The sequence below is a fragment of the Edwardsiella tarda ATCC 15947 = NBRC 105688 genome (genome assembly GCF_003113495.2).
GTDB classification, from domain to species: Bacteria; Pseudomonadota; Gammaproteobacteria; order Enterobacterales; family Enterobacteriaceae; genus Edwardsiella; species Edwardsiella tarda.
On record NZ_CP084506.1, the window covers coordinates 1,286,801 to 1,299,967 of the forward strand.

Below are 13,167 nucleotides of genomic sequence, written 5' to 3' on the forward strand. Positions count from 1 at the left end.
AGGCGTACGGCAGGCTGAACGCATGCGCCGGCCCAAGCGGGGGTCGGCGGCGCCCTTGATATTACAACGCCTTATTAACCGTTGAAACCGGGGGCAGAGAAATTCTCACACCCCGGCCTGGCGTGACCAGAGACGACCCGCCGCCACAGGCGGCAGGTGTCAGACGGCGTGACGCTTACAAGGCGGCGTGGGCGAGACCGTCGAGATAGCGCTCGGCATCCAGGGCCGCCATACAGCCGGTACCGGCCGAGGTGATCGCCTGGCGATAGATGTGATCCATGACGTCACCGGCGGCAAAGACCCCAGGGACGCTGGTCTGGGTGGCATTACCGTTCAGGCCTGAGTTGACCTGGATATAGCCATCTTTCAGTAGCAACTGTCCCTCGAAGATGGCGGTGTTCGGGCTATGACCGATGGCGACGAATAGGCCGGTCACGGCCAGCTCTTCCAGATGATCGCTCTGGGTATCTTTCAGCCGCAGGGCATTGACCCCCATCTGATCGCCCAGTACCTCGTCCAGGGTACGGTTTGTATGTAGGACGATGTTGCCGCTCTTAACTTTATCCATCATGCGGTCGATGAGGATCTTCTCGGCGCGGAAGGTGTCGCGGCGGTGGATCAGATGCACCTTGGCGGCGATGTTGGCCAGATAGAGGGCCTCTTCGACAGCGGTATTCCCCCCCCCGATGACGGCCACCTCTTGCTGGCGATAGAAGAAGCCATCACAGGTGGCGCAGGCGGAGACGCCACGCCCCTTAAAGGCCTCTTCCGAGGGGAGTCCCAGGTAGCGGGCGGAGGCACCGGTAGCGATGATCAGCGCATCACAGCTGTACTCCTGGCTATCGCCGAATAGGTGGAAGGGACGCTGGCTCAGATCGACGCGTTGGATATGGTCGAAGACGATCTCGGTGTTGAATTTGGCCGCGTGCTGGTTCATCCGCTCCATCAGCAAAGGGCCGGTTAGCCCTTCCGGATCGCCGGGCCAGTTCTCCAGATCGGTGGTGGTGGTCAATTGCCCCCCCTTCTCGACCCCCGTGATCAGTACCGGATTGAGGTTGGCGCGCGCGGCATAGACGGCCGCGGTATATCCCGCCGGGCCAGAGCCCAGAATGAGAAGCTTGCAATGTTTTACGGAGCTCATGAGATCCTCTTTTCCTCTGTGGTACACCTTGTATGGCTGCTGATTTTAAGAAAACTTGCGGATTAAAAAAAGCATGCAAAAAAGATGTTATCAATCTGTGTGATAGGTATTTTCTATCAATAAACCTAACCAATCTTAGCAAGATGCGCTGTTTTCACATGGATATCCAGTCTTTTTAACGGGAATTTTTCCTTTATATTGCTTAAAAGTAGCAAAATCATCCTGCAATCGTGTGGTGATTTTAACCTGAGCAAACGTTGCCTTACGGGCTTATTCGGCAGGTTCCTCTGGTTTTATTTCTTTTGCTTTGACAATCGGCTGTTCATTTGCGAAAACATGGAGAAGAGGTGGGGATTTAGGCCCGATTTACTGGCTGTATGCTTAGCGATGATGCGCTTTGTGTCGCTGTCAGGTCAATCGTCCTCTCTTCTGGGCGGCGTTCCGCCGAGGCGTGCGTAGTAGCATGATGACGCTGTCATGCTGGGCGCGTTGTGAGCCGTCCTGCCGTACACCACGGGTGTGGTACTGGCAGGCAGTAGGAAAACCGGGGTGATCCCGGGAGGTTGTTAAGCGCGGCGTTCCGGGCTATCCGGCGGTCGCAGGAGGTGGCAATGGAAATTGCCAATTGACGGGCAGGCATAACATCTTCTTTTGAGACGATTCTTGGGCAATAACCGCTTGCCGCAAGGGGGTCGCAGAGAAGAGTATAAGAGAGATAACAAGATGGTAGATAATAAGAAACGCCCCGGTAAGGACCTTGATCGTATCGACCGCAATATCCTCAATGAGCTGCAAAAGGATGGTCGAATCTCCAACGTTGAGCTTTCCAAACGTGTAGGGCTTTCGCCGACACCGTGCTTGGAGCGTGTGCGCCGTCTGGAGCGGCAGGGATTTATTCAGGGGTATACCGCGCTATTGAACCCGCATTATTTGGATGCCTCGCTGCTGGTGTTCGTCGAGATCACCCTGAATCGTGGGGCGCCGGATGTGTTTGAGCAGTTCAATACGGCGGTGCAGAAATTAGAAGAGATCCAGGAGTGTCACCTGGTGTCCGGTGACTTCGACTATCTGTTGAAGACCCGTGTACCCGATATGTCCGCGTACCGTAAATTGCTCGGGGAGACCCTGTTGCGTCTGCCGGGCGTTAACGACACCCGCACCTATGTGGTGATGGAAGAGGTAAAGCAGAGCAACCGCTTGGTGATCAAGACGCGCTGATCGCGGGCAGGTGCAAAGCCGCAATAATTTGGGTACACTCCTGTGTATGTATACAGTTTCAGCGCCGGGATACGCCTCGGCGCTGTTCTTATGGCGGGCAGGCCAGATAACATGTTCGCAATGGCAGACAACAGGGCCCTGGAGAGCCTTTCTTGAGCCAGGAATATACAGAAGATAAAGAGGTCGTCCTCAAGCATGTAAGCGGTGGACGGCGAGTGTACGAGGCGCTACTTATTCTGGTCGCGCTATTTGCCGTCTATATGATGGCGTCCTTGATCACCTTCGACCCCTCCGATCCCAGTTGGTCGCAGACCGCTTGGCATGAGCCCATTCATAATATTGGCGGCGGCGCCGGAGCCTGGCTGGCCGATACGCTCTTTTTCGTCTTTGGCGTGCTGGCGTATGCCTTGCCGCCGATTATGTTGGTGTTGTGTTGGGTCGCCTACCGTAAACGGGACGATAATGGCTATGTCGATTATTTCGCCATCGCCTTACGCCTGGTGGGCATGCTGGCGCTGGTAGTCGCGTCCTGCGGGCTCGCGGCATTGAATGTGGATGACCTTTACTACTTTGCCTCCGGCGGGGTGATCGGCAGCCTGATCAGCAGCGCGGCGTTGCCGTTGCTGGGGAGTATCGGCGCGACGCTGGCCATGCTGGGCGCGTGGGCCGTCGGCTTGTCGCTATTTACCGGCTGGTCTGGTTGACCATCGCCGAGAAGATCGGGGCGACCTTGCTCGGTGCCTTGACCTTTATGAGCAATCGCTCGCGTCGCGATGAGGCGGTAGAGGATGAGTACGACGATGACGACGAGCGGGACGATGTCGACGAGGCGCCAGTGGCCGCGCCTTCGACTGGGCGAGTCGATCCATTGTTGGATGACGAGGCCCCGGATCCCCTGTTTACCGGGTTGAGTGCGCGTGATGAGGCGCAGCCGGACGATCCGTTACTGGCCCCGACGGCGGTGAAGGGATTGCGTCCGTTGGATCAGGTCGATGATACTCCGCTCGAGGCGGTAGCACAGGACAATGAGGTCGCGGGGATAGCCGCGGCCGAGCCGACCCTCACCCATGCGCCGAGTGGCGGCACGATCGATGCGCCGCACACGGCCTCGCCTGCAGCGGCGGCGACGCAGTCAGCGACGACGCTGGCATCGGGCGCGCCATCGTTCGTCCCGGCTCAGCCGTTGGTGACGCCTTCGGCGGCAGCGGCTCAGGCAGCGACGACGCAGACATCGAGCGTGCAACCGTTCGTTCCCGCTCAGCCGTTGGCGACGCCTTCGGCGGCGGCTCAGGCAGCGACGACGCAGGCATCGGGCGCACAACCGTTCATCCCGGCTCAGCCATTGGCGACGCCTTCGGCGGCGGTGACCCGGGCGCCGAGTTCCCTGCTGTCGGAGGCCTCCTTCTCCGCCGTGGCCGCGGAAGACGCGCCGTCCTCGGCGAGCGAGTCCCCTTATCGCTTTAGTGCCAGCGACGCGGAGAGTGACGTGTCGTTGGCGCCGATGTACCCCTTTAACCCGTCCGAAAACCCGTCCGACGCGCGTCCCCAGGCATCCGCCTCGGCGCACTCCGTCGGCGGACGTTCCCCCTCGTCGCGCGACGTCGAACCGCCGCTGGGTCACTGGCCGAGCGAGTCGGAACCGGCTGCGGCGGGTCCGCGCGCGGCTTCGTCGAGCGATCTGCCCTATATCAATCCGGGTCTGTCGCCGGATCTACCGGTGTTCGGGGCGGCCAGCCGCCACGAGGATCTGGCGCTTGGCGCGGCCGCCAGCGCCGCCTTCACACCGGCTATCGGCGCCCTGGATGGGGGGCCGCAGGTGAAGCAGGGCATCGGCCCCGAGTTGCCACGGCCCAATCCGGTACGTATCCCGACGCGACGGGAGCTGGCTTCGCTAGGGATCAAACTCCCCTCGCAGCGGATGGCGGAAGAGCAGGCTCGGCGCGAGGCCCAGCAACGCCGGGCGCGTGAGGAGCAGGCGGAGCTGGAGCAGATGCCTGAGGTGCAGGTGACGCCGTTGGGCGCGCCAGCGCAAGCCTCTGCGGATCTGGCGGGTCAGTCTATCTTTGCGCAGGCCACGGCACGGGCTACGGCCGAGCGTGTGACGAGCGCGGAGGCAGACAGCGCCGCGGCGTCCTTGCCCCACTTCTCCGCCTACTCCGAGCCTAGCGCTGCGGCGTCGGTTGAGACGACGGAGGATGAGGATCGTGCCAGCCTGCTGGAGCAGGCTGCACTGCGTGAGGCCTTTGTCAGCCAGCAACGCGCCCGTTATGGTCAGGCCTATCTGCATGAGGGCGAGGATGAGCATGCGTTGGAGCAGGCGCGCTTGCAGCGTGAGTTTGTCGCCGCTCAGCAGCAGCGTTACGCCGATGCGTCGGCCACGCCTGCGCCGACCGCCTCCGTCGCGCCAACGCCACCTGCGCAGACAGCACCCGTCGCCCCGCCAGCGCATCGCCCCGCGCCGGTCGCGCCGCAAACAACATCGGCGGCGCACGATGGGCTGCTTAACTTCTCCGCCCGCGAGGTCTTGGCGCGCGCGGAGCCGTCGCCATCGGATAGCGCGCTGGCCGACTTTGACTTCGCCGCCGTGGATGAGGGGCCGATAGAGCCACTGTTCACGCCATCGCCGCTGCCCAGCAGCGCGCTGGAGGCCCCGACCCATGACGTCACGCCGCCTCAGCCGCTGGCGGCCAGTGGCCATACGCCCGCTCAGGTCAATCCGCAGGATGCCCTGGTGCATCCCTTCCTGATGCGTGATGAGCGGCCACTGCACAAGCCGACGACACCGCTGCCGACGCTGGATCTGTTGGCCTCACCGCCCGCCAATGCCGAGCCGGTGGATATGTTCGCCTTGGAGCAACAGGGGCAGTTGGTCGAGGCACGCCTGGCCGATTATCGGGTCAAGGCGTCGGTGGTCGGCATCTCGCCGGGGCCGGTGATCACTCGCTTCGAGTTGGATCTGGCGCCGGGGGTGAAGGCGGCGCGTATCTCTAACCTGTCGCGCGATCTGGCGCGTTCGCTCTCCGCCGTTGCGGTGCGCGTGGTGGAGGTGATCCCGGGTAAACCCTATGTCGGTCTGGAGTTACCGAACAAGCACCGCCAGACGGTCTACCTGCGTGAGGTACTCGACTGTCCGCAGTTCCGCGACAGCCCGTCGCCGCTGACGGTGGTGTTGGGTAAGGATATCGCCGGTCAGCCGGTGATCGCCGACCTGGCTCGCATGCCGCACCTGCTGGTGGCCGGTACCACCGGTTCCGGTAAGTCGGTCGGGGTCAACGCGATGATCCTCAGCATGCTGTTCAAGTCGACGCCGGATGAGGTGCGCTTCATCATGATCGACCCGAAGATGCTGGAACTGTCGGTGTATGAGGGCATTCCGCACCTGCTGACCGAGGTGGTCACGGATATGAAAGATGCCGCCAACGCCCTGCGCTGGTGCGTCGGCGAGATGGAGCGGCGTTATCGCCTGATGTCGGCGCTCGGGGTGCGTAATCTGGCGGGATACAACGATAAGGTCCGCCAAGCGGCCGAGATGGGGCGTCCGATCCCCGATCCGTTATGGCGTCCGGGGGATAGCATGGATGCCTTGCCGCCGGCGTTGGAGAAGCTGCCCTACATCGTGGTGATGGTGGATGAGTTCGCCGACCTGATGATGGCGGTGGGTAAGAAGGTCGAGGAGCTGATCGCGCGCCTGGCGCAGAAGGCGCGTGCCGCGGGGATCCATTTGGTGCTGGCGACGCAACGCCCGTCGGTCGATGTGATCACCGGCCTGATCAAGGCCAACATCCCCACCCGAATCGCCTTTACCGTCTCCAGCAAGATCGACTCCCGCACCATCCTCGATCAGGCCGGGGCGGAATCGCTACTGGGCATGGGGGATATGCTCTACATCCCGCCCAATACCTCGATGCCGGTGCGTGTTCACGGCGCCTTCGTGCGTGATGAAGAGGTTCATGCCGTGGTGCAGGACTGGAAGGCGCGTGGGCGTCCACAGTATATTGATAGCATCACCGCCTGTGAGGATGGCGAGGGCGGCGCTGGTGGCGGCCTGGACAGCGACGATGAGCTCGATCCGCTGTTCGATCAGGCGGTCGCCTTCGTGATCGATAAGCGTCGCGCCTCGATCTCCGGGGTGCAGCGCCAGTTCCGCATCGGCTATAACCGGGCGGCGCGCATCGTCGAGCAGATGGAGGCGCAGGGGATCGTCAGTCCGCAGGGGCATAACGGCAACCGTGAGGTGTTGGCGCCCCCGGCGGGTGATTACGATTAATCGCGTGCTGGCGCGTGGTTTTTCCCGCGTGCCAGCGTACGCCTTGGCGTATACTCATTACGCGGTGCCATGTCTGCCCGTGGCTGCGCTGGTCCGGGTAGACCGAACTTATTCTTGTTGAAGGTAATCATTCCGATGAAAAAGCTGTTAGTTGCCTGCTGTGTTGTCGTGAGCGGCATGATGTCGGCCTCCGTTCTGGCGTCGCCGAGCAGCGATCTGCAAGGCCGTCTGAACAAGGTCAATAGTTTCCATGCCAGCTTTACCCAGGCCGTCAGCACGGCGGATGGGACGGCGGTACAACAGGGTGAGGGCGAGCTGTGGGTGAAGCGTCCCAATCTGTTTAACTGGCACATGACCTCACCGGATGAGAGCGTGCTGGTCTCCGATGGCAAAACCTTGTGGTTCTACAATCCGTTCGTCGAGCAGGTCACGGCCACCTGGTTAAACCGAGCTACCAGCAATACGCCGTTTATGCTGATCACCCGTAATGACGCCAGCGAGTGGGCGCACTATAACGTGACCCAGCAGGGTAACACCTTCGATCTGACGCCGAAGAGCAACAAGAACAACCTGAAGAAATTCACCATTACCGTGTTGCCGGATGGCACCATCAATGGCTTCAGTGCCGTCGAGCAGGACGGTCAGCGCAGCGTCTATACCCTGAAGCGCCAGCAGAATGGGGCGGTCGATGCGGCCAAGTTCCGCTTCACGCCACCGCCGGGCGTGACGCTGGACGATCAGCGCCAGAAGTAAGCCCAGGACGCCGCTCGTGAGTAATCTCTCCCTCGACTTCGCCCAGGATACCTTCCAACCGCTGGCCGCGCGCATGCGGCCGCAGACGTTGGAACAGTATATCGGTCAGCGTCATCTGTTGGCGGCGGGCAAGCCGCTGCCGCGCGCCATCCTGGCCGGCCACCTGCACTCGATGATCTTGTGGGGGCCGCCGGGAACCGGTAAGACCACGTTAGCGGAGTTGATTGCGCGCTATGGCCATGCCGAGGTGGAGCGCATCTCGGCGGTCACCTCGGGGATCAAGGAGATCCGCGAGGCGATCGAGCGGGCGCGCCAGAATCGCGATGTCGGTCGGCGCACGATCTTGTTCGTCGATGAGGTGCATCGTTTCAATAAGAGTCAACAGGATGCCTTCCTGCCGCATATCGAGGATGGCACCATTACCTTTATCGGCGCCACCACCGAGAACCCCTCCTTCGAACTGAACTCGGCGTTGCTGTCGCGCGCACGGGTCTATTTGCTCAAGGCGCTGGAGGCGCAGGACATCGTACAGGTGTTGCAACAGGCGATGAGCGATAGCGAGCGTGGCTACGGTGGGCAGGATCTGCTGCTGCCGGAGGAGACGCGCGATGCACTGGCGGAGCTGGTTAATGGCGACGCCCGTCGGGCGTTGAATACCCTGGAGATGATGGCCGATATGGCCGAGGTGGATAGCCAGGGCCAGCGTCGCTTGACAGTGGATCTGCTGCGTGCGGTCTCCGGCGAGCGCAGCGCGCGCTTCGATAATCACGGCGATCGCTATTATGATCTGATCTCCGCGTTGCATAAGTCGGTGCGCGGGTCGGCGCCGGATGCCGCCCTGTACTGGTATGCTCGCATCATCACTGCGGGGGGCGATCCGTTGTATGTGGCGCGGCGCCTGCTGGCCATCGCCTCGGAGGATGTGGGCAACGCCGATCCCCGCGCGATGCAGGTGGCGATCGCCGCCTGGGACTGCTTCACTCGCGTCGGTCCGGCGGAAGGGGAGCGTGCCATCGCCCAGGCCATCGTCTACCTGGCCTGTGCGCCGAAGAGTAACGCGGTGTATACCGCCTTCAAGGCTGCCCTGCGCGACGCCAAGGAGCGTCCGGACTATGACGTGCCACCTCATCTGCGCAACGCGCCGACCAAGCTGATGAAGTCGATGGGGCTGGGCGAGGAGTACCGCTACGCCCACGACGAGCCCAATGCCTACGCGGCGGGCGAGGTCTACTTCCCGCCGGAAATGGCGCAGACGCGCTATTATCAGCCGACCTCGCGCGGCCTGGAGGGCAAGATCGGCGATAAGCTAGCCTGGCTCGCTGAGCAGGATCAAAATAGCCCGACAAAACGCTACCGCTGATCCATTCATTGCGGTAAGGTTATGAAGAAATCCGCTTTGCATTGAGTGCGTTGCCGCCATCGCGACGGCCGCTTCAGTGTATGAGTTTATTAAAACCCCTCAATAATTCACAGGATTAGCATGCTAGATCCCAATCTGCTGCGTAATGAGCTAGACGCAGTCGCCGAAAAACTGGCTCGCCGAGGCTACAAACTGGATGTTGACACACTGCGTCAGCAGGAAGAACGCCGTAAAGTGTTGCAGGTGGAGACGGAATCCCTGCAAGCCGAGCGTAACTCGCGATCCAAATCCATCGGTGCGGCCAAGGCCCGGGGTGAGGACATCGAGCCGCTGCGCCGTGAAGTCAACGAATTGGGTGAAAAGCTGGATGCCGCCAAGGCCGAGCTGGACCAGCTCCAGCAGGAAATCCGTGATCTGGCGCTCTCCATCCCCAACCTGCCGGATGACTCTGTCCCGGTCGGCAAGGATGAGAACGATAACCTGGAGGTCAGCCGTTGGGGTGAGCCGCGTCACTACGATTTCGAGGTGCGCGACCATGTGACCCTGGGCGAGATGGCCGATGGTCTGGACTTCGCCGCCGCGGTGAAGCTGACCGGTGCCCGTTTTGTGGTGATGAAAGGTCAGATTGCCCGCATGCACCGCGCACTGGCGCAGTTTATGCTGGACCTGCATACCGAGCAGCACGGCTATCTGGAAACCTATGTCCCGTACCTGGTGAACCACGATACCCTGTACGGTACCGGTCAGTTACCGAAGTTCGGTGCGGATCTGTTCCACACCCGTCCGCTGGAAGAAGAGGCTGATAGCAGCACCTATGCGCTGATCCCGACCGCCGAAGTGCCGGTGACCAACCTGGTGCGCGGCGAGATCCTGGACGAGAGCGAACTGCCGCTGAAGATGACGGCGCACACCCCGTGCTTCCGCTCTGAAGCCGGCTCCTATGGCCGTGATACCCGTGGTCTGATCCGTATGCACCAGTTCGATAAGGTCGAGCTGGTTCAGATCGTACGCCCGGAAGACTCCATGGCGGCATTGGAAGAGCTGACCGGCCATGCCGAGAAGGTGTTGCAGCTGCTGAATCTGCCGTACCGTAAGGTACTGCTGTGCACCGGCGACATGGGCTTCGGCTCCAGCAAGACCTACGATCTGGAAGTCTGGGTCCCGGCGCAGAACACCTACCGTGAAATCTCCTCCTGCTCCAACATGTGGGATTTCCAGGCGCGCCGCATGCAGGCCCGCTATCGCAGCAAGGAAGACAAGAAGCCGCGTCTGCTGCACACCCTGAACGGTTCCGGCCTGGCCGTAGGCCGTACGCTGGTCGCCGTGATGGAAAACTACCAGCAGGCCGATGGCCGTATCCAGGTGCCGGAAGTCCTGCGCCCGTATATGAATGGCCTAGAATATATCGGTTAATCGCCCTCGCGCTGTATCGACGAAGACCCCGCCTCGCGGGGTCTTTTTTTTTGCCGGGTGAAAAGCGCCTGCTCGGCCGGGGGCAGTAACGCCTTTCGCGCAGGATTTGCTTGGGCGTCTGTCTGCGTTAAGTGCGAGCGGCCGGATCCCACCGGAAAGGCGAGTCATCTCGCTGGCGTCAGCGCGTCGTTTCTCTGTGTGATCTCAGGCTAAATAGTTATTGTTATCAAAAGAAAAACGCCAAATTAAGCCGATAAAAAACATTTACGTGATTCTGTGAAATCCGACGGATTCTTTTTTGATATGAAACAAATGCGGGCGAAATGAAAGCCGTATGCTCATGAGTGAGGCGAGGAGTTGCCATGGAGTTGATTAGTAGGATGATTATTTTAATGTTTAATGGGTCCTGAACTCGTGTCCCAATGAGCTGGCATCTGCCGGGTTATTGCGATCTCTCCTTTGCCTTATTCCGTTTTTCTTTCTTTGCGTCAGCATCTCTCCTGAGCGAGGGGGCGAGCGCGTATTAACCAGTAGAAAGCAAAATAAAAGTGAGCATGCTATGAAAAAACACAATCGGACGGCATTGCTAGATGCGGCGCTGACACGGCGTACTCTGGTGAAAGGCGGCGCGATCGGCGGGCTGGCGGCGGCCAGCGGTGCGCTCTCGCTCCCCTTTACGCGTCGAGCGGAGGCACAACCCGCCCAGCCCGCCCCGGCGGCGCAGGATGAGCAGGTGATCTGGAGCGCTTGCACCGTTAACTGCGGCAGCCGCTGCCCGCTACGTATGCACGTCGTGGATGGTGAGATCAGCTATGTCGAAAGCGACAATACCGGTGACGACCGTTATGACGGTCTGCACCAGGTCCGCGCCTGTCTGCGCGGTCGCTCCATGCGTCGTCGCGTCTATAATCCGGACCGTCTGAAGTACCCGATGAAACGGGTCGGTAAGCGCGGCGAAGGGAAATTTAAACGTATCTCCTGGGAAGAGGCCTTCGATACCATCGCCGTCAGCATGAAGGGGATCATCAAAGAGTACGGTAACGAAGCGATCTACTTGAACTATGGCACCGGTACGCTGGGCGGCACCGTGACGCGTTCCTGGCCACCCGGCGCGACGCTGATCGCCCGCCTGATGAACTGCTGTGGCGGTTACCTCAACCACTATGGCGACTACAGTACCGCGCAGATCGCCGCCGGGCTGAATTACACCTATGGTGGCTGGGCGGACGGTAACAGCCCGTCGGATATCGAGAACAGCAAGCTGGTGGTGATGTTCGGTAACAACCCGGGCGAGACGCGCATGAGTGGCGGTGGGGTGACCTACTACCTGGAGCAGGCGCGCGCCAAGTCCAATGCCAAGATGATCATCATCGATCCGCGCTACACCGACACCGGCGCCGGGCGTGAGGATGAGTGGATCGCCATCCGTCCGGGGACCGATGCTGCGTTGGTGGCCGGTCTCGCCCATGTGCTGATCAGCGAAGGCTTGGTCGATCAGCCCTTCCTCGACCGTTATTGCGTCGGTTACGACGAGCGCACGCTGCCCGCGGGCGCACCCGCCAACGGCCACTACAAGGCTTACATCCTCGGTCAGGGGCCGGATAAGACCGCCAAGACCCCAGCCTGGGCGTCGGCGATCACCGGCATTCCAGAGGATAAGATCATCAAGCTGGCGCGCGAGATCGGAAGCGCCAAACCGGCGTACATCTGCCAAGGGTGGGGGCCACAGCGTCACGCTAACGGCGAGTTGACGTCACGCGCCATCGCCATGCTGCCGATCCTGACCGGTAACGTGGGGATCAACGGGGGCAACAGTGGCGCACGTGAAGGCTCTTATAGCCTGCCGTTCGTCCGCATGCCGACCCTGGAGAACCCGGTTAAAACCAGCATCTCGATGTTCCTGTGGACCGACGCCATCGTGCGTGGCCCGGAGATGACGGCGACCCGCGACGGGGTGCGCGGCAAGGAGAAGCTGGATGTCCCGATCAAGATGATCTGGAACTATGCCGGTAACTGCCTGGTTAACCAGCACTCTGAGATCAACCGTACCCACGACATCCTGCAAGACGATAGCAAGTGCGAGATGATTGTGGTGATCGATAACCATATGACCGCCTCGGCCAAGTATGCCGATATCTTGCTGCCGGACTGCACCGCCTCGGAGCAGATGGACTTCTGCCTCGATGCCTCCTGCGGCAACATGAGCTACGTGATTTTCGCCGATCAGGTGATCGCGCCACGCTTCGAATGTCGCACCATCTATGACATGACCAGCGAGATCGCCAAGCGGATGGGCGTCGGTCAGCAGTTTACCGAGGGACGCAGCCAGGAAGAGTGGCTACGCCATCTGTACGCCCAGTCGCAGCAGGCGATCCCCGGATTGCCGTCGTTTGAGGCGTTCCGCAGCCAAGGGATCTACAAGCAGCGCGATCCGCAGGGGCATCATGTGGCCTACCGCGAGTTCCGCGCCGATCCGCAGGCCAATCCATTGACGACGCCTTCCGGGAAGATCGAGATCTACTCGGCGCCGTTGGCCGAGATCGCCGCCACCTGGCAGCTAGCGCCGGAAGATGTCATCGATCCGTTGCCGATCTATAGCCCCGGCTTCGAAAGCTATCAGGATCCGCTGCGTAGTAAGTTCCCGTTGCAGATGAGTGGGTTCCACTATAAGGCGCGCACCCATTCCACCTATGGCAACGTGGATGTGCTGAAGGCCGCCTGCCCGCAGGAGGTGTGGATCAACCCGTTGGATGCGGCGCCGCGCGGCATCGCACAGGGGGATGTGGTGCGCATCTTTAATGATCGCGGTGAGGTGCGTATCAACGCCAAGGTGACGCCGCGTGTGTTGCCCGGGGTGGTCGCACTGAGCGAGGGTGCCTGGTATAGCCCCGACGGCGCGCGCGTCGATCACGGTGGCTGCATCAACGTCCTGACCACCCAGCGCCCCTCGCCGTTGGCGAAGGGTAACCCGTCGCACACCAATCTGGTTCAGGTTGCTAAGGCTTAAAGGAGTAG

General features: G+C 61.0%; 8 protein-coding genes. 7 read left to right on the plus strand and 1 reads right to left on the minus strand.

The window, feature by feature from the left end:
• Positions 1-175: 175 nt before the first annotated feature.
• The gene (trxB, locus tag DCL27_RS05960; protein WP_035599193.1) at positions 176-1,141 is read right to left on the minus strand and encodes a thioredoxin-disulfide reductase; all 966 of its coding nucleotides are present in this window, start codon (positions 1,139-1,141) and stop codon (positions 176-178) included.
• Positions 1,142-1,864: 723 nt separating this feature from the next.
• On the opposite strand from trxB, the gene lrp reads away from it, so the two are divergent.
• From lrp to dmsA, 7 genes are all read left to right on the plus strand, one after another.
• A complete protein-coding gene (lrp, locus tag DCL27_RS05965; RefSeq protein WP_005287608.1) occupies positions 1,865-2,359 on the plus strand; it encodes a leucine-responsive transcriptional regulator Lrp in 495 nt (164 codons plus the stop codon).
• 152 nt (positions 2,360-2,511) lie between these two features.
• Entirely contained in the window at positions 2,512-3,063 is a 552-nt protein-coding gene (locus tag DCL27_RS17835) for a DNA translocase FtsK 4TM domain-containing protein (RefSeq protein ID WP_228594486.1), read from the plus strand.
• Positions 3,021-6,626 (plus strand): DNA translocase FtsK, encoded by a 3,606-nt coding sequence (locus DCL27_RS17840; protein WP_323808959.1) that lies wholly within the window; start codon positions 3,021-3,023, stop codon positions 6,624-6,626. The genes DCL27_RS17835 and DCL27_RS17840 overlap by 43 nt, the downstream gene beginning before the upstream one ends.
• Positions 6,627-6,761: 135 nt before the next feature.
• Complete coding sequence (gene lolA, locus DCL27_RS05980) at positions 6,762-7,379, plus strand: outer membrane lipoprotein chaperone LolA (protein ID WP_005296955.1); 618 nt, start codon at positions 6,762-6,764, stop codon at positions 7,377-7,379.
• 16 nt (positions 7,380-7,395) lie between these two features.
• Positions 7,396-8,739, plus strand: coding sequence for a replication-associated recombination protein A (locus tag DCL27_RS05985; protein ID WP_005287599.1), 1,344 nt, complete (start codon positions 7,396-7,398; stop codon positions 8,737-8,739).
• 120 nt (positions 8,740-8,859) lie between these two features.
• Complete coding sequence (gene serS / locus DCL27_RS05990; protein ID WP_005287597.1) at positions 8,860-10,152, plus strand: serine--tRNA ligase; 1,293 nt, start codon at positions 8,860-8,862, stop codon at positions 10,150-10,152.
• 559 nt (positions 10,153-10,711) lie between these two features.
• Positions 10,712-13,159, plus strand: a complete 2,448-nt coding sequence (gene dmsA / locus DCL27_RS05995) for a dimethylsulfoxide reductase subunit A (RefSeq protein WP_035599198.1) — start codon at positions 10,712-10,714, stop codon at positions 13,157-13,159.
• Positions 13,160-13,167: the final 8 nt, after the last annotated feature.

Bases quoted from the DNA above. Each gene is read 5' to 3' on its own strand.
- trxB (WP_035599193.1), bottom strand. From the start codon at position 1,141: ATGAGCTCCGTAAAACATTGCAAGCTTCTCATTCTGGGCTCTGGCCCG.
- lolA (WP_005296955.1), top strand. From the start codon at position 6,762: ATGAAAAAGCTGTTAGTTGCCTGCTGTGTTGTCGTGAGCGGCATGATG.
- serS (WP_005287597.1), top strand. From the start codon at position 8,860: ATGCTAGATCCCAATCTGCTGCGTAATGAGCTAGACGCAGTCGCCGAA.
- dmsA (WP_035599198.1), top strand. From the start codon at position 10,712: ATGAAAAAACACAATCGGACGGCATTGCTAGATGCGGCGCTGACACGG.
- lrp (WP_005287608.1), top strand. From the start codon at position 1,865: ATGGTAGATAATAAGAAACGCCCCGGTAAGGACCTTGATCGTATCGAC.